Raw genomic sequence first — 23,808 nt, forward strand, 5'->3', positions numbered from 1 at the left:
CGTTGGCGTGCCACGTACTGCGTGCTGCGATTGCGTTGAAGCCTGTTGCGGTGTCAGGCGGCCGACTGCTGCAGGTACCAGCTGGCAGCGCCGACCACGCCCAGCTGGCCGTGCTCGACGACCTTTACCGGGATGCGTGCCAGCGCTTCGCCCATCGGCCCCTTCTGCAGGTAGCGTTCGACAAAGGTGCTGGCGTGCAGGTATTCGCGGATCTGCGGAAGGATGCCGCCGGCCAGGTAGACACCACCGTGGGCGCCGTAGAACAGCGCCATGTCGCCGATCGTGCTGCCGAGCAGGCCGCAGAACACATCCAGCGCCTGGCGCGCATGCGCATCGGTGTCGGCCATGGCAGCGGCGGTGACCGCATCGGGGCTGGCCAGCGTCGGCGCCTGCCCCTGCAGCGCGCAGACCGCGCGGTACAGGTTCATCAGGCCGGGGCCGGAGATCGCGTGTTCGATCGACACGTGGGCGCGGTCGCGCTGCATGTGGCGGACGATGGCCATTTCCAGTTCGGTGCTTGCCGCCAGGGTCGGCTGGCCGGCTTCGGTCGGCAGGACCACCGGACCATGCGCAGTGGGGATCCACAGCGCGGCGCCGAGGCCGGTGCCGGGGCCGACCACCAGGGTCGGGCCACGCGTGCCGGTGTCCGGCCCGCACAGGTGCAGCACGCCACTGGCGTCCACCTGCGCAGCGGCATAGGCCACCGCTTCGAAGTCGTTGACGATGTAGACCCGCTGCAGGCCGACATCGGCCTCCACCTGGCGCGCCGACAGTGGCCACGGCAGGTTGGCGGTGATCACCGTGCCGTCCTCGCGGGCGTAGCCGGCGCTGGCAACCACGCAGTGCGTGGGGCGCGGGCCTTCGCCGAGGAAGTCGGACAGGATCGCGCTGAGGCCGGCATGGTCGGCGTTGCGGTACTTGCGGTATTCCAGCACCTGCACCGGATGGGCGGCATCGCCGCTGGCCTGGACCCGGGCCACGCGCACATGGGTGCCACCGACGTCGGCGGCCAGGAACGAGGGCGCGACGCGGGACAGGACATGGGCCGGGGCGGGGTGGCTGGCGGTCACGCGGGCTCCTGCTGCAGGTGGGGCCGGCCCCGGGAACGGGAGCGGCGATTGGGCCGGAGTCTGTAACCGCGCTGACAACGATGTCAACGAGTTCGTGACACTTTCGTTGCTGCGCCGCAACGAATGCGCTGCTTGGTAAACGTTTACATGGCGTGAATGCGGGATTCACGTGGGAACCGTTGTGCCATGGGGCTCAAGCCGCGCAGCGCATTCAGCGAGATGCACGGCGACCGCCTTGCGCAGTGCAACATGAGGCGCAGGGGGCGTCGGACGGAAGTTGACAAACCGCCGTTGTCCATCGAAAGAATGTGACAACGTTGTTCCCAGCCACTCTCCGACGCCGCGTTCTGCGGCCGTCGCCGCAGGAGCCCTCCTGATGTCCGCCGTCCCCGCTGCAAGCGCGCGCCCGAACGTGGCCACCTCCATCGCCATCGTCGGCGTGCTGTTCTTCCTGATCGGCTTCTTCACCTGGCTCAACGGCCCGTTGATCACCTTCGTCAAGCTGGCCTTCGAACTCAGCGAGGTCGGCGCCTTCCTGGTTCTGATGGTGTTCTACCTGTCCTACTTCTTCCTGGCCCTGCCGGCGTCGTGGATCCTGCGCCGCACCGGCATGAAGAAGGGCCTGAGCCTGAGCCTGCTGGTGATGGCCGGTGGTGCCGCCCTGTTCGGCGAATTCGCCACCCAGCGCTGGTACCCGGGTGCGCTCGGCGGCCTGTTCGTGATCGGCAGCGGCCTGGCCCTGCTGCAGACGGCCATCAACCCGTACATCTCGATCCTTGGGCCGATTGAAACTGCGGCACGCCGCATCGCGCTGATGGGCATCTGCAACAAGATCGCCGGCATGCTGGCGCCGGTGCTGATCGGCACCCTGGTGCTGCATGGCATCGGCGACCTGGACAAGCAGGTGCAGGCCGCCGACGCGGTCACCAAGGTCGCGCTGCTCAACGAATTCGCCGCCAAGATCCATGCGCCGTACCTGGCGATGGCCGCGCTGCTGGTGGTGCTGGCGGTGGCCGTGCTGTTCTCGCCTCTGCCGGAGATCAAGTCCTCCGAAGCCAATGCAACGCCGTCAGGTGCACCAGGAACCGCCGAGCGCCGCAGCATCTTCCAGTTCCCGCATCTGTGGCTGGGCGTGCTGTGCCTGTTCGTGTACGTAGGCGTGGAGGTCATGGCTGGTGATGCGATCGGCACCTACGGCCACGGTTTCGGCTTGCCGCTGGACCAGACCAAGATGTTCACCTCGCTGACGCTGGGTGCGATGTTGGCCGGCTACGTGGTCGGCCTGCTGGCGATCCCCGGCCTGGTCTCGCAGTCGCGCTACCTGACCATTTCGGCAGTGATGGGCGTGGTGTTCTGCCTGGGCGCCTGGGCTACGCACGGCTACGTCTCGGTGGGCTTCGTGGCGCTGCTGGGCTTTGCCAACGCCATGATGTGGCCGGCCATCTTCCCGCTGGCGATCCGCGGCCTGGGCCGCTTCACCGAGACCGGCTCGGCCCTGCTGGTGATGGGCATCGCCGGCGGCGCGATCATTCCGCAGCTGTTCGCCGTGCTCAAGCAGCACATCGACTTCCAGCTGGTGTTCGTGCTGCTGATGGTGCCGTGCTACCTGTACATCCTGTTCTATTCGGTGGTCGGCCACCGCGCCGGCCTTCCGCAGGACAAGGTCTGATCGGCGATGATGGACGGCAGCCAACCCCAGGGAAAACCCATGCGCAGAGCGACCATCAAGGACGTTGCGGAGAAGGCCAAGGTCTCGCTGAAGACGGTCTCGCGGGTGATCAACAACGAGCCCTCGGTGATGCAGGCCACCCGCGCGCGGGTGCTGCGTGCCATCGCCGAGCTCGACTACGAACCCGATCCGTCCGCGCGCAACCTGCGCAGCGGCACCACCTTCGTGATCGGGCTGGTCTACGACAACCCGAACCCGTACCACATCATCGGCGTGCAGAACGGCGTGCTCGCCGCCTGCCGCGAGACCGGGTTCGGCCTGCAGATCCATCCCTGCGATTCCAGTTCGCCGCTGCTGGCCGATGAACTGGCTGACTGGGTGCAGCGTTCGCGCCTGGCCGGGCTGGTGCTGACCGCACCGATGTCCGAGCGCCGCGACCTGATCCAGGCGCTGACCGCGCGTGGCATCAAGCTGGTGCGCATCATTGCGGCCACCGAAGATCCGGCCGACGGTGCCTGCGTGTTCGTCGACGACCGCGAGGCCGCCTACGAGATCACCGAACACCTGATCCAGCTGGGGCACCAGCGCATCGGCTTCCTCTGGGGCGGCAGCTCGCACCGCTCCTCGGGCGAACGCTATGCCGGTTATGAGGCCGCGTTGAAGGACTACGGCATGACCGTGGACAAGCACCTGGTGGTGCAGGGCGACTACACCTTCGACGACGGTTTCCGTGGCGCGCGCCGCCTGCTGGCGCTGCGCGAACCGCCTACCGCCATCTTCGGTTCCAACGACGAAATCGCTGCCGGCGTGCTGGCCGCCGCCAAGTCGGCCGGCATGAACGTGCCCTACGACCTGTCCATTGCCGGTTTCGAGGACAGCCCGTTCTCGCGCCAGTCGTGGCCGCCGCTGACCACCGCCAAGCAGGCCACCGAAGACATCGCCCGCCATGCCGCGCGCCTGCTGATCGCGCAGCTGCGCAGCGACGCCTACGACGATGCGCCGGCACCGCTGCACAACCAGGGCTTCGTGCCGCAGCTGGTGGTGCGCGGTTCGACCGCGCCGATGCGCCCGGCCGGCGCACGCCCCCTTCCTTCCGATCCTGCCTGAGCCTGCCATGTCGCTGTCAGACCCCACCGCTACCCTGATGTTCGCCGAGGCCGCTGAAGCGGCCGACGTGGTTGCCCGCCAGTTCTCGCGAAACCACGCCACCCTGGAAACCCTGGCCGCCAGCCTGCGTGCCGCGCCGCCGCCGTTCGTGGTCACCTGTGCACGCGGCAGCTCAGACCACGCCGCCACCTATGGCAAGTACCTGCTGGAAACCCAGCTGGGGCTGGTGGTCGCGTCGGCCTCGCCATCAGTGGGCTCGGTCTACGCCGCACCATTGCAGCTGCGCGGCGCACTGTTCATCGTCATCTCGCAGTCGGGCAAGAGCCCGGACCTGCTGCGCAACGCCGAGGCGGCCAAGGCCGCCGGCGCGCGCGTGATCGCGCTGGTCAACGTCGAGGATTCACCGCTGGCGCAGTTGGCCGACACGGTCATCCCGCTGCATGCCGGCCCCGAGAAGAGCGTTGCAGCGACCAAGAGCTACCTGGCCTCGCTGGCCGCATTGCTGCAGCTGGCCGCGTACTGGAAGCAGGACAGCAGCCTGCGTGCGGCGCTGGACCTGCTGCCGGACGCGATGCGTGAAGCCTGGCAGTGCGACTGGAGCGCGGTGACCGAGGGCCTGGTCGAGGCCACCAACCTGTTCGTGCTCGGCCGCGGCCTGGGCCTGGGTGCGGCGCAGGAAGCGGCGCTGAAGTTCAAGGAAACCTGCAGCCTGCACGCCGAAGCCTACAGCTCGGCCGAGGTCAAGCACGGCCCGATGGCGCTGGTCGGCCGTGGCTTCCCGGTGCTGGCCTTCGCCCAGCCGGACGAGACCGGCGCCGGTACCCGTGCGGTGGTCGATGAATTCACCGCACGTGGTGCGCAGGTGTGGATGGCCGGTGCCGGCGGCAACCTGCCGGTGGCCGCCGCGCCGCATCCGCTGTGCGCACCGCTATTGACCGTGCAGAGCTTCTATCGCGCCATCAATGCGCTGGCGCTGCGCCGTGGCTTCAACCCGGACCTGCCGCCGCATCTGAACAAGGTTACGGAGACGGTGTGATGGCGACGGTGCTGCGCAATGCCCGCATCCTGGCCGGCGATGAGTTCCGCGACGACCTGGCGGTGGTGATCGAGGACGGTCGCATCAGCGTGCTGCTGCCCGATGCCGCGCCGCAGCTGGGCCACGCGGCCGAGCAGGTGGACCTGGGGGGCGGCTGGCTGCTGCCCGGCTTCATCGATGTGCAGGTCAATGGCGGCGGCGGCGCGCTGTTCAACAACACGCCGGACGTGGCGGCACTGCGCACCATCGCGCAGGCGCACCGCCGCTTCGGTACCACCGCGATGCTGCCGACGCTGATCAGCGATGACGTGGCGGTGATGCGCGAAGCCATCGGTGCAATGCGCGAGGCCATCACGCAGGGCGTGCCGGGCGTGATCGGCATCCATCTGGAGGGGCCGTACATCGCGCCGGCGCGCAAGGGCACGCACGATGCCAGCAAGTTCCGCGTGCCGGACGAAGCGGAGATTGCGCTGGCCGCATCGCTGGATAACGGCGTGACCCTGCTGACGCTGGCGCCGGAGCGCGTGCCGCTGGAGACCATCCGTGCGCTGGTCGAGCGTGGCGTGATCGTCGCTGCTGGGCACACTGCAGGCACCTACGAAGAGATCCGCGCCGGCCTGGATGCTGGTGTGCGCGGTTTTACCCACCTGTACAACGCGATGTCGCCGCTGCAGGGCCGCGAGCCCGGCGCGGTGGGCGCCGCGCTGGAAGACCGCGACAGCTGGATCGGCATCATCGTCGATGGCGTTCACGTGCACCCGGCCAGCCTGCGCGTGGCACTGGCGGCCAAGCCGCGAGGCCGCCTGCTGCTGGTGACCGATGCGATGCCGCCGGTTGGAGCCGACGATCCCAGCTACGTGCTGTATGGCGAAACCATCACCGCCATCGATGGCGTGGTGCGCAATGCCGCCGGTTCGTTGGCCGGCTCGGCGCTGGACATGGCCACCGCCGTGCGCAATACCGTGCAGCTGCTCGGCCAACCGCTGGCCGAAGCGGCGCGCATGGCGTCGACCTATCCGGCGCAGTTCCTCAACGTCGACGACCGCCTTGGCCACATCGCCGAGGGCTACCAGGCCGACCTGGTGCTGCTGGACGACGCCCTGCAGGTCCGTGGTACCTGGATTGCCGGACAGTACGAGGCCGCCTGATGAACATTACGCCGCCACGCCGTCTGGGCTCGATCGATGCCCTGCGCGGCATCACCGTGGCGGCGATGCTGCTGGTCAACAATCCGGGCGACTGGAGTGCGGTGTTCGCGCCGCTGCGTCACTCGGAATGGCATGGCTGCACGCCCACCGACCTGGTGTTCCCGTTCTTCCTGTTCCTGGTGGGTGTGTCGATGGCCTTCAGCGTGGCACCGCGCGCGCTGGATGCCGCTGCACGGCCAGCATTGGCGCGCGGGGTGCTGGAGCGTGCACTGCGCATCCTGCTCGCCGGCGCGTTGCTGCACCTGTTGGTCTGGTGGGCGCTGCATACCCATCACTTCCGCATCTGGGGCGTGCTGCAGCGGATTGCGGTATGCGCAGCGTTGGTGGGTGTTCTGGCGGTGTATGCGCGGCCGCGCGTGCAGGCTGGCGTGCTGGTCACGCTGCTGGTGGGCTACACCGTGCTGCTGCTGGGCATCGGTGATCTGGCGCCATGGACCAACCCGGCCAGCCGCCTGGACACCACGCTGTTCGCACCGTGGATCTACCAGTGGCACGCCGATACCGGACTGGGCCATGACCCGGAAGGATTGCTGAGCACGCTGGGTGCGCTGGCCAGTACCGTGCTCGGCCTGATTGCCGGTGGCCTGCTGCGCAACGGTCGTGCGGCGGCATTGGCTGGCCTGGGTGTGGCAACCGCCGTGCTGGGGCTGCTGCTGGCCACGGTGCTGCCGTTGAACAAGCAGCTGTGGACGCCCAGCTATGTGCTGTGGACCGGCGGCCTGGCCGCGCTGGCGCTGTGGCTGGGCCATGTGTTGATCGACCAGAAGCGATGGCCGCCGCTGGGCCGCCGTTTCGGGGTCAACGCAATTACCGCCTATCTTGGCGCATCGGTGATGTCGGTGGCGCTGATGGCGACCGGCGCGTGGGGCTGGATCTGGCAGCAACTGGCCGCCGCGATGCCGCACGCGCTCGAGCTGGCGTCGATGCTGCAGGCGCTGGCGTTCGTCGCGCTGTGGTGGGGCGTGGGGTGGTGGCTGGACCGGCGGAAGATCTATCTGAAGATCTGACGGCTCCGGGTCGGATCCCTTTCCGCAGGAAAGGGCTCTGACCCAACCCGGGAGGCCGCCTCATCCAGGCATGGGCATGACTCCGCAAAGGTGAACGATTTCAGGCACGTAGAGGTGGGGTGATGCCCGATCAGGTTCGCATCTGAACTGTGATGATCGGCACGCAAATTCACCTGTCGAAACCGTTCACCATGGCGCAGACTTCGCTCGCAGTACCGCATATCCGCAGTTCCTGATCCCCTGTCCAGGAGTGCTGTATGTCCCGTGCCGTCCCGCGCGCCGTGCGTCCGCGCCGCCTCACTGTCTCCGTACTGCAGGCCCTGGCTGTTCCGTCCGTCATGCTGTTGACCGCCAGCGTTGCCTGGGCCGGCTGTGACAGCGCCGCCCCCCTCGCCGGCCAGACGGTCACCTGCGATGCCAACGCGCCGAACCCGCAGACCGTTCCCGTCACCGCCAATGGCGCGGCCGGCATCACCGTCACTGTCGCCAGCACGGCGCAGCTGCAGCAAAGCGGTGGCAGCAGCGCGATTTCGCTTGTCGGGGCCGGTGGGCACCTGTTGTCCAACCTGGGCACGATCAGTTCGGTGGGCGGCGTGGCGGTCCAGCTCGGTGGCGGCAGCCGCGTCGAGAACTCGGGCAGCATCAGCACCGGCAACAACACCGCCCTGCAGTTCGTCGGCGCGGGCGACAGCGTGCTGGTCAACCGCGGAACGATCAGCGGGCGCACCGGCGTGCAGTTCGGTGCCGGCAATGATCGCCTGGACATGCAGGCTGGCAGCATCAGCGGCAGTGTGCTGCAGGGCGATGGCAATGATGCGCTGCTGCTGGACAACGGTACGATCGACAGCGTCGACCAGGGCAGTGGCGATGACCAGATGACCGTCACCGGCGGCACCGTCACCGGCGTGGTGGCGCAGGGCAGTGGCCGCGATGATTTCGTCATGAGTGGCGGCACGGTCGGCGCGCTGCAGCAGGGCGACAACATCGATACCTTCCGCATGAGCGGTGGCCGCATCATCGGTGCGTTCGAGGATGGTGACCAGGCGTGGATGACCGCTGGCCGCATCGGCCGGGTCAACATGAAGCTGGACAAGAACCTGTGGGACCAGTCCGGCGGCACCGTGGACGGCAACGTGGTGACCGGCTTCGATACCGACACCATCATCATCTCGGGTACCGCCTACATCGGCGGCAACATCAGCGTCAGCGGCGGCAACGACAGCGTGACCATCACCGACGGCACCGTGCGCGGGCAGGTACTGCTCAGTACCGGCAACGACACCTTCAACTGGAATGGCGGCGGCATCGTCTACGGCGCGATCGACATGGGGCCGGACAACGACGTCGCCGACCTCGGCAACCTCAACCAGGGCAACCTGGGGGCGGTGCCGCTGGTCGACGGTGGCGGTGGCATCGACCAGCTCAACTTTCACAACGTCAAGACTGCCGGCGTGGGCCGCTTCCAGAACTGGGAGGCGATCAGCCTGGCTAACAGCACCGAGCTGACCTTTGATGGCGACCTGGTGCTGGGCGACAGCGGAACCGGCACCGGCACGCTCACCGTGGACGACACCAGCACCGTCTACGCGGGCAGTGGCGGCCATGCAGTCCGTCCGTTCAACAGTGGTGCACTGGTGGAGATGGTCAATGCCGGGCGCATCGACCTGACCGGCACCGGCGCAGGCGACGTGTTCACCGTGCGTGGCAACTACCGTGGTGACGGCGGTGGCCTGTACCTGCGTACCGTGCTGGGTGCGGACAATTCCAGCAGCGACCGCCTGGTGATCGATGGCGGAACCGCCACCGGTACCACCGGCATCGGCGTGCTCAATGCCGGCGGCAGCGGCGCCGCCACGCTGGCCGATGGCATCCTGGTGGTGCAGGCCTTGAATGGTGGCCGCACTGCGCCGGGCGCGTTCTCGCTGTTCGCACCGGTTGCAGCCGGTGCCTACGAGTACTTCCTGTTCAAGGGTGGTGTCAGCGCCGGCACCAGCGAGAACTGGTACCTGCGATCGACGCTGGTGACCGGACCAACGCCGGCACCCAACGGCGGCGGCACTGCCACGCCACCGCCCCTGACGCCGCCGGTCGCACCGCCGCCGGCGATCACCCCGGCACCGCCGCCGCCGCCTGAAGGCGCTACCGATCCGAACCTGACCGTCGGCGAGGCCGCGCCGCCACCGCCGCCACCGGAACCGGCGCCGGTGGCGCCGCCCAGCGACCCGGCGGTGCCGGACGTGCCGGTGGCCGGCGGTGCGTTGCCCGGTACCGGCACCCCACCAACGCCGGGTGCACGCCCGGCCGAAGGCGCGGTGGTGCCGCTGTACCGCGTGGAGACCGCCGCCTACGCCGTGGTGCCACCGCTGCTGCGCGAGACCTCGCTGGCCAGCCTCGGTACCTTCCACGAGCGGCAGGGCGAACAGCGCCTGCTGTACAACCAGGGCATATTCCGCACCGCCTGGGGCCGGTTGGTGGGGCAGAGCAGCGAGATCCACTGGAAGGGTGATGCGCAGCCGGGCTTCGATGGCGATGTGATGGGCCTGCAGGCCGGTCTCGACGTGTGGGCTGCGGCGTCTGACAACCACCGCAACCAGATCGGCGTATTCGTTGGCCGCACCCGCGCGCAGGGCAAGACCACGGGTCTGGCACTGGGCTGGGAGAACGTGCAGATAGGCCAGAACCGCCTGGATGACAAGCACGTGGGCCTGTACTGGACCTTCACCGACAGCAGTGGGGGTTACATCGACGCCGTGGCGATGCAGAGCCGCTACGACGGCCGCGTGCGTTCCTCGCGTGGGCTCGGCTTCGGCCTGAGCGGCGACGGTACCAGCGTGTCGGTGGAGGCGGGCAAGCCGCTGCTGCACTTGGGGCAGTCCGCATGGTGGCTGGAACCGCAGGTGCAGGTGATCTGGCAGCGCACTTCGCTGGATGACCGTCGCGATGAAATATCGAGCGTGCGCTTCGACAACGACAACGCCTGGACCGGCCGCATCGGCCTGCGCTTGGCGGGCGATTACCAGTTGGCCGACAACGGCTGGCAGCCGTATTTCAAGCTCAATTACTGGCATGGCCGTTCTGGTGAAGACCGCATCCGTTTCGACGACGACGTGATCATCAATTCGCAGCGCTCACGCGCGCTGGAAGCCGGCGTGGGTGTGGTCGGGCGTTTCAACCGAACGATCAGCGCCTATGCCGTGGCCGACTACACGCGCGAACTGGGCGGCGACCGCAACGAGAAGCGCCGCGTCATTGAAGGCAACATCGGCCTGCGTGCGGACTGGTAGCGCCTAGTGCAGATGGCTGACCCGCTCTGGCAGGTGCCGACCTTGGTCGGCACGAATCGCACCCGCGCCATGACGCTGCTCTGGTAGGTGCCGACCTTGGTCGGCGCGAATCCCACCGACGCCATGACGCCGCTCTGGTAGGTGCCGACCTTGGTCGGCACGAATCCCACCGGCGCCATGACGTTGCTCAGGTAGGTGCCGACCTTGGTCGGCGCGAATCCCACCGACGCCATGACGCCGCCCTGGCAGGTGCCGACCTTGGTCGGCACGAAGCCCACCGGCGCCATGACGCCGCTCTGGTAGGTGCCGACCTTGGTCGGCACGAATCCCACCGACGCCATGACACTGCTCTGGTAGGTGCCGACCTTGGTCGGCACGAATCCCACCGACGCCATGACGCCGCTCTGTTAGGTGCCGACCTTGGTCGGCACGAATCCCACCGGCGCCATGACACTGCTCCGGTAGGTGCCGACCTTGGTCGGCACGAATCCCACCGGCGCCATGACACCGCTCTGGTAGGTGCCGACCTTGGTCGGCACGAATCCCACCGGCGCCATGACGCCGTTCTGGTAGGTGCCGACCTTGGTCGGCACGAATCCCACCGGCGCCACGACGCTGCTCTGGTAGGTGCCGACCTTGGTCGGCACGAATCCCACCGGCGCCATGACGTTGCTCTGGCAGGTGCCGACCTTGGTCGGCACGAATCCCACCGACGCCATGACCTCCGCGCAGCCGAGCATAGGCTCGGCTCTACAACAGCGGTGCGCATGCATCCGGTTCCACCAACGCCCCGGCATGATCGGCCAACACGACCACCGCATGTAGCAGCCCTTCCTCCACCTGCGGCGGACACTGCGCCTGCGCATCATCCATCTCGCGTGCCGACTGCGCCGCCAACAAGATGCCCCCACACGCAGACACTGCCGCCAGGCAGCGCGTTGCCTCGGCCAAGTCCCGGCCGCGCGCCTCGCTGAGTTGCTGCTCGCGCCACGCCTGGCCGTCGGCTGCGTGGTTGTGAGCGATGCCGCGCAACCGGGTGAAGAACGCCGATGGCGGCGCTTGTTCGTTGACTTCGGCGAGCGCACCTTCCAACGCTTCGGCTGCGGCGTTGGACAGCTGCAGGCCGGGCAGTGCACCGCCGAGCAGTGCATGCAGGCGTGGATAGGTGGGGTGGGGCGTGTTCATGGCGGCAACCTCACGAGGCGAGGCCACCTGCGGGATGCAAGGTGGCGGGCGGTGCGGGTTGGCGTGCCGGTGAAGCTCTTCACGAGGAATGACGCCGGCGGATCCGGGGATCCCCTCGCACCGCCCGCCGCAGAACGACGGACGGTGCATTGTTCGGGCCGGCAACGACGTTGCAAGCCTGCTCGTGAAAAACTTCATTCAGGACGCCAATCCCGACCAGCGCAGGAGGCGCCGGCAAAGCCACCTTGGCGTGTTGTACGCCGCGATGACATGGGCAAAGTTGTAATGTTGTGATCGCAGTGAGCGTGTCTGCCTGCAATCTGCGGAGGAGGCAAATACGACAGTTCGCGCGTGGCGCAAGCGATCATGCCCCGGTTATGCTGCGGTCCTGATTCAACGACAAGGAAGCGTCGCATGCAGGTTCGCAAGGGAGTGCGTCGCATCGGCGCGCTGATGCTCGTGTTGCTGGCGACCGTCGCCATGGCCGATACGCCAGGCGCGGTCGAGGTGCCCTCGCCGGAGGCCCAGGCCGAGATCCTCAATCTGCTTGAACGCCAGGCGCTGTATCGCGATCGGGTGGACTGGCCCGCCATCCGCATCCGCCTGCAATCGGCGCAGGGGGATCCCGCGCAACGGCTGGCCGTTCTGCGCGAAGCCATTGCGCTCAGCACCGGCCACCATGGTGCGTGGACCACGACCCAGCGTCAGCGCGAATCCCTCGCGCGTGCGCAGCAGGCCGGTGCCGCCGCCGTGGACCGGGCCAAGGCCGCTGATGCGGTGGATGCGCGCATCGGCTGGGTGGTCATCGAGGGCTATGCCTCCTCGCCGGGCGCGACGCCGCAGGAAAAATTCCGCCAGGACATCCAGCGTGCCGCGCGGTGGCAGCAGGTCATCCGCAGCAAGGACGACGGCGCGCGCTGTGGCTGGATCGTTGACCTGCGGGACAACGGTGGCGGCTCCATGTGGCCGATGCTGCTGGGCATGGCACCGCTGCTGCGCACCTCGGTGGTGAACAATGAGGACGTCGGCGCGTTCGAAACCGCGCAAGGGCCGCAGCGCTGGACGTTGACGGCGACTGCGGTGCAGCTGGCGGGCAGGCCGCTGCTGGACTTCGGCCAGTCCGGCCATGTAGTGCGGCAGCCCGGCGCGCCGGTGGCGGTGCTGTTCGGGCCCCGCACCGGCAGTTCGGGCGAGGCCTCGGTGCTGGCGTGGCGTGGCCGCCCGCAGGCGCGGAGTTTCGGCCAGCCGACCGCGGGCGTCTCCACCGGCAATGTCGTGCACACGCTTGCCGATGGCAGTCGCCTGCTGCTGACTACCAGCGTGATGCGGGACCGCAATGATCGTGGCGATGGCCTGAAGATCGAACCCGACCAGCGCGTCGAGGGTGACGCGGCCACTGTGGCCGCCGCCCAGGCCTGGCTGCTGGCCCAGCCCGCCTGCCAGGTCAACCGGACATGATCCTGATCGGCCAACAGGAACGGGTGCTGATCGTCGGCCCCACCGAAGCGCACCACTGCCTGCGCTGCCAGACGGAAACCGAGTTCGCTCCGCAGCTGCGCTACAAGATGGCGCGCATCGACCTGCTGTTCGGGTTCACCTACCAGCGGCGCTACGAGCTGGCCTGTACCCGGTGCGAGCACGGCTGGGTGCTGGATACCGAGACCATGGACCAGCAGCTGGGCGGGGTGCCGATCCCGTGGCGGCACCGCTTCGGCCTGCCGTTGATGCTGGTGGGGGTCGCCGCGCTGGCGGTGGCCGGTTGGATGTGGCGGCACGGATACATCGGTTGAGGACCGGGCCTGTTAAAGTCTGCCCTGCAACCACGTACCGGAACCGACCATGGACCACGATACCCCGTTCGAACCCCTCAACGATCTCGAGGTGCGCCTGCTGCAGGCCCAGGACGGCACGCTGACCGCAGCGCAGTTCCTCGACGGCCTGCTGACCTCGACGGCGTTCGTGCTGCTGGACAAGGCCATTGGTGAGGATGGCGCCTGGGACGAGAGCATCTCGCCGCTGGTGCTGACCAGCGAGAGCGGCGAGCCGATGTTCGCGGTGTTCACCGCGCCCGAGCGAGCGGGCCTGTGGCACGAGCAGCTGCCGCAGTTTGCCCATGCCATGCCGATCGCGGTGCACGCGCTGCTGGCCGGTATCGGCGACGGCGTCGGCCTGGTGCTGAACCCGGGCCTGGACGTGGGCATGGAGATGATTCCCGATGCCGTGGCCCAGCTGAAGCAGCGTGCGGGGGCGATTACCCGTGGGATGGCGCACTGAAGCCAGTGATATAGGGGTGCCGGCCAGCGGCCGGCACTGCCCATAGCAGTGCGCGCGGACGTTGCGGATCAGCGGGCGGCGGCGATGGCTTTCACCCGCGCCTTGGCCAGCGCTTCGCCGATGGCCGGGCCCTTCAGATGCGTGGTATCCAGATCCCGCGCCTGCACTGACAGCGCCGCTTGGTGCAGGCGCTTGAGCGTTTCGCCCTGGGGGTAGTCGGCGTCCTCGAAGCCGAGCCGGCCGCGCTTGTCGGCCTCGCAGCACAGTGCGATGCGGGCCACGCGTTCCGGCCGGCGCAGCGCATCACAGCGGCCCAGCAGTTCCAGCACGGTGGCATCGCGCAGTTCGTCGATGCGGTGCACGTTCAAGTGCTCGCGACACACCGCTTCGGCCAGCTGCTGGTGTTCGGCGGGAATCTTCAATCGTGCGCACAAGGCCTTCAGCGGCTTGATGCCGCGTTGCTCGTGCATGATGTGGCGCGGCCATTCCTCCGGCGGGGTCAGGCCCTTGCCCAGGTCATGGGTAAGCGCGGCAAAGCCGACCAGGTCATCGCCCGGCGCCAGCCTGGCAGCCATGTCGCTGACCATTTCCTGGTGGATGCCGGTATCGACTTCAGGGTGGAACTCGGCACGTTGCGGCACGCCATACAGCGCTTCCAGCTCGGGCAGGATCGGGCCCAGTGCCTGCGCATCGTGCAGCGTGCGCAGGAAGGCGGAGGGCCGTTCACTGACCAGCGCCTTGCGCAGCTCCTGCCAGACGCGCTCGGGCACCAGCGCGTCCAGCTCGCCGCTGGCGGCGACCTCGCGCATCAGCGCCATGGTCTCTTCGGCGACGGTGAAGCCCAGTGGTGCGAAGCGCGCCATGAACCGGGCCGCGCGCAGCACGCGCAATGGATCTTCCACGAACGCGGGGCCGACATGGCGCAGCACGCGTTGCTCGATATCGCGCACACCGCCGTAGGGATCGACCAGCGTGCCGGTGTCTTCGTCGCAGGCAATCGCGTTGATGGTGAAGTCGCGGCGCTGCAGGTCTTCTTCCAGCGTCACTGCCGGGTCGGCATCGACCACGAAGCCGCGGTAGCCACGGCCGGATTTGCGCTCGGTGCGCGCCAGCGCGTATTCCTCAGCGGTCTTCGGGTGCAGGAACACCGGGAAATCGCGGCCGACGGCGGTGAAGCCCTGCGCTTCCATCTGCGCGGGCGTGGCGCCGACCACCACCCAGTCATGGTCGCCGGCAGGTCGCTGTAGCAGGCGGTCACGCACGGCGCCGCCGACAAGATAGATCTTCATGGCTGGAATCATCGCATGCCCGGCGCAGACGCACCGGTAGTGCCGGCCGCTGGCCGGCAACCGCAGTCACCCCGAAGCTGCCGGCCAGCGGCCTGCACTACCGATACACCGTCCAGCCCGATCCAGGCCAGCAGGCTCATCGTTTCCCTCCCCAGGGAGTGGATGCCGGGGAATGCCGGCCAGCGGCCGGCAGTACTGTGTTGCGATCAATCGCCGCCCTGGTCGGCGTTGGCGGCGCAGCTGAAGCGCTTGCGCTTGTCCACCAGGCGGCCCAGCAGGCGATCGCTCAGCGGCAGCGCATCACCATTGAGGCGCCAGTCGTAGATCACGCTGAAGGCCAGCACGCGGGCCACGTACTCGCGGGTTTCCTTGTAGCTGATGGTCTCGATCCACAGGTCCGGATCAAAGCCCGGGCGCTGGCTCTGCCAGCGTGCGGTCGGGGTCGGGCCGGCGTTGTACGCGGCGATAGTCACGTAGGGCAGGCCGTCGTACTTGTTCATCAGCTGGCGCAGGTAGGCGGTGCCGATGGCGATGTTGGTGTCCGGGTCGTACAGGCTGTCGGCGCCGCCGTAGCCGGTCAGGCCGATCGACTTGGCCACGCCGGCACCGGTGGCTGGCAGCACCTGCATCAGGCCCATGGCGTTGGCAGGCGAGCGCGCACGCGGGGTGAAGGTGCTCTCGGCGCGGATCTCCGCCGCCACCCAGGCCGGGTCGATTGCGTTGCGTGCCGATTCGCGGCGGATGGTGGCGTCGTGGTGCAGCGGGAAGCGCAGGTCGTACAGGCGCTGCTCCTGCGGCTGCTTGCCGAGCGCGAACACGGCGCGGTCGAACCAGCCGTTGTCCTGCGCCACGCGCACGGCGAGGCGACGCTGGGTGTCATCGAAGCGCGACAGTGCACTGTTCCATTCGGCCACGGCCCAGCCAGCGCGATCGATCTGGTACAACGCCATTGCGCGCTGGATGGCCGGGTCGCGCGCGATCACCGCCTGAGCCTGCGCGCTGTCGTTGGGCTGCCACGGGCACAGCGTGTAGCCCTGCTGCAGCTTGTCGGCGGCGAGGAAGCCGTGGAAGGTCGATGCACGCGCGGCCTCGCGGAACAGCGGCTGCGCCTGCTGGGCCTGGCCGGTCTTCTCCAGCATGCGGCCTTCGAAGTAGCGCCAGCGCGGGTCGCTGCGCTGCTTGCTGCCCATCTTGCGGATGGCGGTCAGCGCCGCGGTCCAGTCGCCGCGGGACATCGCTTCGCGCACGCGCCACTCGTGCAGGCGTTCGTCATAGGCCGACTCCGGCACCGCGTTGAGGCGGCGTGCCGAATCGGGCAGGTAGGACGCCACCGTCCACAGCGCGATCTGGTACAGCACCTGGCCCTGCTGGGCGGCACTCAGCCCCAGTGCCTGCGCGTACTGCGGCAGCTGCTGTTCGGTGGCGGCCGGGTCGGCCTTGGCCAGCTTGGCCAGGCCATCGGTGGCGATGCGCCGGCTGCGCTCGTTGCGGGGCCAGTTCAGGGCGCTGGCGTTGGGCTTGTCGACGAAGGCGGCGTAAGTGTTGGCCAGTGCCAGGTCAGTGGCAGGCAGGCCGCGGGCCGCGCTGCGCATCACGGCGGGCTGCTGCGCGTCGGCGGCAGCATCGATCCGTTCCCAGCGCAGGGCGTCGCTCAGGCCGCCTTGTGCCTGCAGCACGGTGAACACCGCATCGCAGCTGTCCGGCAGCGGCTTGCCGTTCTTGCGCCACAGCTCCTGTGCTTCGCTGATCCACTGCGGATCGACCTTGCCGGTCACCTGGCGCGCGGTCAGCTGCGCACAGCGCAGGCCGGCGTTGTCGGTGGGCGCCCAGTTGGCCAGCAGGGTCGGCCAGTCCTGGCGGCGGGCGAGCGAGGGCAGCCACACGCTGCGGAACGTGCTGGCCACGGCCTGGCCCTCATAGCGCTTGAGGAAGGCCTGTGCCTGCGCGGTATCGACGGTGTCGATGTTGCGGCGCAGGTTGGCGTACTCCAGCCAGCCATACGCCGGATGGCGGCTGAGCGCAGCGGCCTGGCCAGGATCGAACTGGCCGCGTTCGGCGGCCGCGATCGCGGCTTTCAACTGCGCGTTCTGGGCATCGAGGGACTGGGCATTGGCGCAGCCGATCAGCAGCGTGGTGGCCAAGGGCAGCAGGGACAGGGCGGTCGAAGAGCGTCGGGTCATGGCATGCAGCATAGCGGGCAGTGGCTGAATTCAGTTTCGCATTGCGTGCACGCAATGCGTGGGCAACGATAGCTGAATGACTCCGCACAGGCCCCTGCCGCAGGCGGGCGCAGGCGTCGTAACGTCGGCCTTGGGCGAACCGCCCGGCTGCAGGGAGCGGCACATGGCGTTCAGTAGCGCAGGAAGAAGCGGCCCGCTGGCGGACATCAATGTCACGCCACTGGTGGATGTGATGCTGGTGCTGTTGATCATCTTCATCGTAACCGCGCCGATCGTGGCCCGGCCGATTCCCGTGCAGTTGCCACAGGCCACCGATCGCACGATCGATCGCCCCGAACCGCCGCCGCCGATCGAGCTGCGACTGGATGCGTCGAACCAGCTGAGCTGGGATGGCCAGCCGATGGCGATCGGCGATCTGCAGGGGCGCCTGCAGGCGCAGGCCGGCGAGCATGCCGGCAACCTGCCGGAGCTGCGCATCGCCACCGATCCGGCGGCCGAGTACGAAGGCATGGCGCGGATCCTGGCCGCCGCCGAGGCCACCGGCATGGAGCGCATTGCGTTCGTGCGGTGAGTCCGGCAACGGGCGGCCTGCCATCGGCAGGCCGCTCTTCCTGCGAGGGAACGTGGCATGCGATACGGGACACAGCACGCGGCCTCACTGATGGCCACCCCCAATCTGGCACCGCTGGTGGATGTGTTACTGGTGCTGCTGGCGCTGGTGATCACCACGCTGCCGATGGCGCAGGCGACCGGCCTCCTGGCGTTCCAGCAGCGCACCTCGTGCCCACCCTGGCCGGCGTCCTCACCCCAGCCGATCCACCTGCGCATCGACGCGGCGGGAGCGATGTTCTGGAATGGCCAGCCGCTCGACGCTGTCGCGTTGCAGCGGCACCTGGTGCAGGCGCAGCAGATGCCGCAGCAGCATCGCCCCTGGGTGCACCTGGCGACCGCCGACGACACCGACTACGAAGACATGGCACGCGTGCTGCTGGCCGTGAGCCAGCATGGGCTGCGCGTCGACGCGCCCGGTCACTAGCGCCTGCACCGACAAGTCCCCTTGATGAGCTGTGGCGGATCTCGGCGCGCGCTGACGCAGCCGGCATCAAAGTGGAGGGCGGTGAACAGTACCGTCCGGTTCTAAACGGTCCTCATCTGACGTAAATGGCTGTCAATTGCGTCAATTCCGCGTGAAAGAGTGTCGATCATCACGTCGTGATTTTTACCGCTTGTTTACAAAGGAGACGCTGCCGCCATGCAGGGGGAGCGCGGCAGTCCATGTCCCGACATTCCTTTGGAGAGAGAGCGAATGAAGCACCTGCACCACCGCCCGTTGGCGGTTGCCGTCACGCTGTGCGTGATGGCCTTGGCACCCCTGGGTGCCGCTGCACAATCCACCACCAACCTCGACGCGGTGGAAGTCACCGGTACCCGCATCAAGCGCGCTGAAGTAGAGGGCCAGGTCCCGATCCAGACCCTGACCCGTGGCGACATCGAACGCACCGGCCTGACCTCGATCGGCGAAGTGCTGCAGCAGCTCACCGGTTCCGGCTCTGCGCTCAACGCCAAGTTCAACTCGTCCGGCAACTTCGGTTTCCCGCCCGATGGCAGTGGCGTGGGTGCCGGCTCGGCGCAGGTCGATCTGCGCCACCTGGGTGCCAAGCGCGTGCTGGTGCTGGTCGACGGCATCCGCTGGGTCAATGAATCGTCGGCGTCCGGTGTGGGCTCGGCCACCGACCTCAACACCATTCCGCTGGCCATCGTCGAGCGCATCGAGGTGCTGGAGGACGGTGCTTCGTCGCTGTACGGCTCCGATGCCATCGCCGGCGTGGTCAACATCATCACCCGCCGCGATTTCGATGGTGGGCAGGTGACGCTGAACTACGGCGAGTACAGCAAGGGCGACGGCACGCAGAAGGGCGTGGACCTGGCCTGGGGCAAGAGTGGCGATCGCTTCAGCCTGTTCCTGGGCGCCAGCTGGACCAAGCAGGACCCGGTATTCGCCAAGGATCGCGAGCAGTCGCGCTTCCCCATTCCCGGTACCGGCCTGGCGTTCGGCAGCGGTGGTATTCCGCAGGGCCGTTTCATGTTTACCGACCCGAACACCGGTGCGGTGCAGAACATCGTGCCCAATACCGGCGTGAGCAATCCGCGGTACGACGGCAGTGCCGGCTGCAGCCGCACGGATGACTATCACTGCTTCACCACCGCCGACCGCTTCAACTTCGCCGAGTACAACATGGTGCTGACGCCGTCGGAGCGCAAAGGCCTGTTCGGCCAGTTCCGCTTTGACATCACCGACAACGTGCAGTGGTACATCAAGGCGCTGGGCAACCGCCGCGAGTCGACCAACCAGGCCGGCCCCGAGCCGCTGTTCTTCGGCCCCGATGGCGCCACCGGCAATCCGTTGGCCGACAACATCGTGGTCTCGCGCCTGAACCCGTACAACCCGTTCGGCTTCGATCTCGTCTCCGGCGACAACATGAGCCTGATCGGTCGTCGCCCGGTGGAGGGCGGTGCGCGCGTGTTCAAGCAGAAGGTGGACACCACCTACTTCGCCACCGGCCTGGTCGGTGACTTCCATGCCGCCGACCGCAGCTGGTACTGGGACGTCAACGGCATGTACAGCAAGAACAAGGCCGAGCAGACCAACTACGGCAGCTATGACATCTACAAGGTGAACATGGCGCTGGGCGATCCCGCGGTGTGCGCGGCCACGCCTGGCTGCGTGCCGTTGAACATCTTCGGTGGCGCCGGTTCGATCACCCCGGACATGCTGAAGTGGATCCAGCCGGTGGTGCGCGACCGCAGCCAGAACGAACTGAGCCTGTTCACCGCCAACCTGTCCAGCGAGCTGTTCTCGCTGCCGGCCGGTCCGGTGTCCTTCGCCACCGGCTTCGAGTACCGCAAGTACAAGGGCGCCTACCAGCCCGATCCGCTGACGGTGATCGGCCACTACAACGGCGTGCCGTCGCAACCGACCTCCGGTTCCTACGACGTCAACGAGGCCTACCTGGAGTTGAGCGTGCCGATCTTCGCCGACTCCTCGTTCGGCAAGAAGCTGGACCTGAGCCTGGCCGGCCGCTATTCGGACTACTCCACCTTCGGCGGCGAGTTCACGCCCAAGTACGGCCTGCGCTGGCAGGTGACCGATGACTTCGTGCTGCGCACCACGTACGCCGAGGGTTTCCGCGCACCGTCCATCGGTGAGCTGTACGGCTCTGCCGCACGTGCCGACCTGCAGCTGTTCGATCCGTGCTCGGTGGGCCTGGGCGGCACGCCGCCGCGTGGCAGCGCGGCCAACTGTGCTGCACTGGGCGTCCCGGCCGGCTTCCAGCAGGCCAACTCGCAGATCTCGGTGACCACCGGCGGCAACCGCGAGCTGGACCCGGAACGCTCGCGCAGCTTCAGCGCCGGCTTCGTGTGGAGCCCGTGGTTCGGCAACAACGCCTCGTGGTCGGAGCGCTTCGATGTGGAAGTCACTTTCTACCGCCATGCCATCGATGGTGCGATCCAGGCCATCAACGCGCAGACCCAGCTGGACCTGTGCGTGGATACACTGGACCCGATCTACTGCAACGGCATCACCCGTGCCAGCACCGGTGCGGTCAGCAGCTTCAACAACCGCCTGACCAACCTGGGTTCGATCAAGACCGACGGTTGGGACGTGGATCTGTTCTGGACGCTGCCGCAGACCTCCATCGGCCAGTTCAAGCTGGGGTGGAAGAACACCTTCGTCGGCCGTTACGAGGCCACTGGCGCGGCCGGGCAGAAGCAGCCGCAGAAGCCGGGCGTGGAAGTGGCCGACAGTTCGATCCCGGAGTGGACCAGCAATGCCAGCCTCGGCTGGACGATGGATCGCTGGAGTGCCAACTGGACGGTGCGCCACATCTCCGAGCTGACCGAGAACTGCGGCGATGCGGCGGCCTTCCCGGTGTGCAGCAACCAGGCTGCGGGCACCAACACGCTGTCGGCCACCACCTTCCACGACATGCAGGTGGGCTACAAGATCGACTGGATGAAGGGGCTGCAGCTGACCGCGGGCCTGAACAACGTGTTCGACAAGGATCCGCCGATCTGCCTGTCGTGCTCGTTGAACGGCTACGACGCTTCGACCTACGACATCCCGCGTGGCCGTTACTGGTACCTGCGCGCGGACCTGCGCTTCTGATGTGACGGTGGCAGCGCCGGTCAGTTCCGGCGCTGCCTTGCGGGTGTAGAGCCGAGCCCGCGCTCGGCTGATTCTCTGAGCCGAGCATGGGCCCGGCTCTACAGGTGCGGGGCGTGCGAACCCCGCGTCTGATCAGAACGCCCAGGTGAACGTCAGCGAGCCATTGCGGCCATCGCCGTACGCACCGTAGCCGGTGATCTGCGAGTAGTACTTCTTGTCCAGCAGGTTGTTGAGGTTGGCCTGCACGCTGAACTCCGGCGAGATGCGGTAACGCACGAAGGCGCTGACCAGCGCGTAACCTTCCTGCTCGAAGCGACCCACCACCGGCGCGGTGTAATAGATGCGGTTCTGCCAGTTGGCACCGCCACCGATGGTCAGTTCCTGCAGCGACTGCGGGGTGTAGCTGGTGAACAGCTTCAATGCGGTCTGCGGCAGGTTGGTGCTGATGTCGGCGCCGTTGATGTCCTTGGCCACATAGCGCGAAGCACCGAAGGTCGCGTTCCAGCCCGGTGCCAGTTCGCCGTTCACTTCGAATTCGAAGCCACGGCTGACGGTGCCGCGTGCGGCGATCGAGGCGAACTCACCCGGACGGCCGATGATCGGCTCGCTGGTGACCTGGGCGACGTTGTCCTGCTCGATGCGGAACACCGCCAGCGAGGCGTTCAGCCGGTTGTCGAACCAGGCACCCTTGACGCCCACCTCGTAGCTCTTGCCGTCGACCGGGTCGAGATAACGGTCGTTGCGGTCACGTGCGGTCTGCGGCTGGAAGATCTCGGTGTAGCTGGCGTACGCGGAGTAGGTATCGTTGATGTCATACACCAGGCCGGCGTACGGGGTGGTCACCTTGTGTTCGCGGTCGTCGTTCTCGCCTTCGCTCTTCCAGTTGGTGTAGCGCGCACCGAGGATCAGCTTCAGCGGATCAGCCAGCGACAGACGGGTGGCGGCATAGCCGGCCTTCTGGGTGATGGTGCCCTGGCTGGCCAGCGCCAGCGGGTTCCAGTTCGGCTGGGCGATGTTGCCGGTCCAGTCGAGATAGGAGCTGAAGGGATTCCAGCCGGTGCCGGGGCCACCCATCTGGAAGTCACCGTAGTTGGCGAATTCGCGCTTGTTGTAGCTCAGGCCGGCCATGAACTGGTGCTCGCGGCCGAACAGCTGGAACGGGCCGTCGATGTAGCCATCGATGCCATCGACCTTGCGCTCGGTGTTGTAGTAGCCGGCCATCGGCGTGACGCCGGTGCCGGTGGCCTTGTCGAACGCGGTGTAGGACGGATAGAACAGCTTGTCGTCGGCGTTGGTGCGGTCGTGGGTGGCGCCGATCCTGAACTTCCAGCCGTTGCTGAAGGCGTGCTGCAGGGTGGCAAACGCGCGCTTGCTGGTGGTGTCCCAGTAGGTCCAGTCCGGCGACGGATTGAACGAGGTCGGGTAGTTGGTCGGGCTGCCATCGGCGTACCACATCGGGAAGCCGCCCCAGGTCGCACCATTGGCGCGCTTCTGCTGGTAGTCGTAGCCCACGCTCAGCTGGGTGTCCGGGGTCAGGTCGGCATCGATGACGGCGTAGCCCAGCGTCTTGCGCTGGTTGTAGCGGTCCATCTGGCCGTCGGTATCCAGATAGCTGCCGATCACGCGCCCGCGCACGCTGCCGCTGGCGTTGAGCGCGCTGCCCACATTCACCGTGGTGCGGGTGCGGCCCCAACTGCCCACGTTCACCGAGACGCTGCCGGTCAACTCGGCGCTGTCGGCATGCTTGCGGATCAGGTTCACCGACGCCGACGGATTGCCGGCGCCGCTGAGCAGGCCGGTGGCGCCGCGCACCACTTCCACGCGGTCGTACAGCGCCAGATCCAGGCCGGAGTCACCGTAGCTCCAGTTCTGCACCATCTGCGTTGGCAGGCCGTCGAACTGGTAGGCGTCGATGTAGAACCCACGCGCGTAGAACTCGGTGCGCTCGCTGTCGGACTGGGTGCTGGTCACGCCGGTGGTGTTGGCCAGCACGTCGATGATGTCGTCGAGCTTCTGATCTTCGATGCGCTGGTGGCTGATGATGCTGACCGACTGCGGGATCTCGCGCGGAGCCAGGTCGAAGCGGGTACCGGCCGAGGTGCGGCGCACCGAATAGCCTTCGGCGCGTTCGCCCTTGACCACGACCTTGTCCAGCGTGGTCGGGTCGGCGGCGGTGTCGGCGAAGGCGGCCGGGGCCACGGCGCTGAGAATGGCGAGCACGGCAACGGACAGCCGCTGCGGCTGCGGGATACGGAAGGCGGAACGGGTCATGGGGGTCCTGGACGAGCACGCGCGCTCGACCGGCATCCAGAAGGCGAGGCGCTACGGGTG

General features: G+C 67.6%; 19 protein-coding genes. 12 read left to right on the forward strand and 7 right to left on the reverse strand.

The features are described from left to right. Positions 1-53: 53 nt before the first annotated feature. Entirely contained in the window at positions 54-1,070 is a 1,017-nt protein-coding gene (locus AC5P98_RS08805) for a glucokinase family protein (RefSeq protein WP_049407465.1), read from the reverse strand. Positions 1,071-1,446: 376 nt separating this feature from the next. Here AC5P98_RS08805 and AC5P98_RS08810 point away from each other — a divergent pair, with 376 nt between their 5' ends. The 6 genes from AC5P98_RS08810 to AC5P98_RS08835 all read left to right on the forward strand — a co-directional run bounded on the left by AC5P98_RS08810 (position 1,447) and on the right by AC5P98_RS08835 (position 10,381). Next, positions 1,447-2,739: a sugar MFS transporter gene (locus AC5P98_RS08810; protein WP_032957346.1), complete on the forward strand. Its 1,293-nt coding sequence runs from the start codon at positions 1,447-1,449 to the stop codon at positions 2,737-2,739. Positions 2,740-2,778: 39 nt separating this feature from the next. Then, positions 2,779-3,846 (forward strand): LacI family DNA-binding transcriptional regulator, encoded by a 1,068-nt coding sequence (locus AC5P98_RS08815; protein WP_005411045.1) that lies wholly within the window; start codon positions 2,779-2,781, stop codon positions 3,844-3,846. A gap of 7 nt (positions 3,847-3,853) precedes the next feature. Next, a complete protein-coding gene (locus AC5P98_RS08820) occupies positions 3,854-4,882 on the forward strand; it encodes an SIS domain-containing protein (protein ID WP_014648419.1) in 1,029 nt (342 codons plus the stop codon). Further along, on the forward strand, positions 4,882-6,030 hold the full coding sequence (nagA, locus tag AC5P98_RS08825) for an N-acetylglucosamine-6-phosphate deacetylase (protein WP_049407468.1): 1,149 nt from the start codon (positions 4,882-4,884) through the stop codon (positions 6,028-6,030). Before AC5P98_RS08820 ends, nagA begins: the two co-directional genes overlap by 1 nt. Next, positions 6,030-7,097 carry an acyltransferase family protein gene (locus tag AC5P98_RS08830; protein ID WP_049407470.1) on the forward strand — a complete coding sequence of 356 codons (1,068 nt, stop codon included), beginning with the start codon at positions 6,030-6,032 and terminating at the stop codon, positions 7,095-7,097. Before nagA ends, AC5P98_RS08830 begins: the two co-directional genes overlap by 1 nt. Positions 7,098-7,354: 257 nt before the next feature. Then, complete coding sequence (locus AC5P98_RS08835) at positions 7,355-10,381, forward strand: autotransporter family protein (protein WP_049419518.1); 3,027 nt, start codon at positions 7,355-7,357, stop codon at positions 10,379-10,381. On the opposite strand, the gene AC5P98_RS08840 is transcribed toward AC5P98_RS08835, so the two are convergent. Genes AC5P98_RS08840 through AC5P98_RS08850 form a run of 3 tightly spaced genes read right to left on the reverse strand, consistent with a single transcriptional unit; the run spans position 10,300 to position 11,566 of the window. Further along, positions 10,300-10,776 carry a hypothetical protein gene (locus AC5P98_RS08840; protein ID WP_049419517.1) on the reverse strand — a complete coding sequence of 159 codons (477 nt, stop codon included), beginning with the start codon at positions 10,774-10,776 and terminating at the stop codon, positions 10,300-10,302. The genes AC5P98_RS08835 and AC5P98_RS08840 overlap by 82 nt on opposite strands. Before the next feature lie 12 nt (positions 10,777-10,788). Then, positions 10,789-11,100 (reverse strand): hypothetical protein, encoded by a 312-nt coding sequence (locus AC5P98_RS08845; protein WP_141098936.1) that lies wholly within the window; start codon positions 11,098-11,100, stop codon positions 10,789-10,791. Positions 11,101-11,131: 31 nt separating this feature from the next. Continuing rightward, the gene (locus tag AC5P98_RS08850; protein ID WP_049403913.1) at positions 11,132-11,566 is read right to left on the reverse strand and encodes a hypothetical protein; all 435 of its coding nucleotides are present in this window, start codon (positions 11,564-11,566) and stop codon (positions 11,132-11,134) included. Positions 11,567-11,980: 414 nt separating this feature from the next. On the opposite strand from AC5P98_RS08850, the gene AC5P98_RS08855 reads away from it, so the two are divergent. The 3 genes from AC5P98_RS08855 to AC5P98_RS08865 are packed head-to-tail and all read left to right on the forward strand — an operon-like array spanning position 11,981 to position 13,840. Further along, the gene (locus AC5P98_RS08855; RefSeq protein WP_049403911.1) at positions 11,981-13,024 is read left to right on the forward strand and encodes a S41 family peptidase; all 1,044 of its coding nucleotides are present in this window, start codon (positions 11,981-11,983) and stop codon (positions 13,022-13,024) included. Then, the gene (locus tag AC5P98_RS08860; RefSeq protein ID WP_014648413.1) at positions 13,021-13,356 is read left to right on the forward strand and encodes a hypothetical protein; all 336 of its coding nucleotides are present in this window, start codon (positions 13,021-13,023) and stop codon (positions 13,354-13,356) included. The genes AC5P98_RS08855 and AC5P98_RS08860 overlap by 4 nt, the downstream gene beginning before the upstream one ends. Positions 13,357-13,405: 49 nt before the next feature. Beyond that, positions 13,406-13,840: an SseB family protein gene (locus AC5P98_RS08865; RefSeq protein WP_049419515.1), complete on the forward strand. Its 435-nt coding sequence runs from the start codon at positions 13,406-13,408 to the stop codon at positions 13,838-13,840. Between the two features lie 68 nt (positions 13,841-13,908). On the opposite strand, the gene AC5P98_RS08870 is transcribed toward AC5P98_RS08865, so the two are convergent. Both AC5P98_RS08870 and AC5P98_RS08875 read right to left on the reverse strand, forming a co-directional pair. Beyond that, positions 13,909-15,129 (reverse strand): multifunctional CCA addition/repair protein, encoded by a 1,221-nt coding sequence (locus AC5P98_RS08870; protein WP_032957329.1) that lies wholly within the window; start codon positions 15,127-15,129, stop codon positions 13,909-13,911. A 206-nt stretch (positions 15,130-15,335) separates the two neighbouring features. Next, the gene (locus tag AC5P98_RS08875) at positions 15,336-17,321 is read right to left on the reverse strand and encodes a transglycosylase SLT domain-containing protein (protein ID WP_049403907.1); all 1,986 of its coding nucleotides are present in this window, start codon (positions 17,319-17,321) and stop codon (positions 15,336-15,338) included. Between the two features lie 151 nt (positions 17,322-17,472). Here AC5P98_RS08875 and AC5P98_RS08880 point away from each other — a divergent pair, with 151 nt between their 5' ends. The 3 genes from AC5P98_RS08880 to AC5P98_RS08890 all read left to right on the forward strand — a co-directional run bounded on the left by AC5P98_RS08880 (position 17,473) and on the right by AC5P98_RS08890 (position 21,477). Continuing rightward, a complete protein-coding gene (locus AC5P98_RS08880; protein WP_014648410.1) occupies positions 17,473-17,880 on the forward strand; it encodes an ExbD/TolR family protein in 408 nt (135 codons plus the stop codon). Between the two features lie 90 nt (positions 17,881-17,970). Then, entirely contained in the window at positions 17,971-18,345 is a 375-nt protein-coding gene (locus AC5P98_RS08885) for an ExbD/TolR family protein (protein ID WP_080354459.1), read from the forward strand. 270 nt (positions 18,346-18,615) lie between these two features. Further along, on the forward strand, positions 18,616-21,477 hold the full coding sequence (locus AC5P98_RS08890; RefSeq protein ID WP_032957323.1) for a TonB-dependent receptor plug domain-containing protein: 2,862 nt from the start codon (positions 18,616-18,618) through the stop codon (positions 21,475-21,477). Between the two features lie 132 nt (positions 21,478-21,609). Here AC5P98_RS08890 and fhuE read toward each other — a convergent pair whose 3' ends face one another. Continuing rightward, positions 21,610-23,748, reverse strand: a complete 2,139-nt coding sequence (fhuE, locus tag AC5P98_RS08895) for a ferric-rhodotorulic acid/ferric-coprogen receptor FhuE (protein ID WP_049404067.1) — start codon at positions 23,746-23,748, stop codon at positions 21,610-21,612. Positions 23,749-23,808: the final 60 nt, after the last annotated feature.

This window comes from Stenotrophomonas sp. YJH_SMC_135, assembly GCF_059372355.1.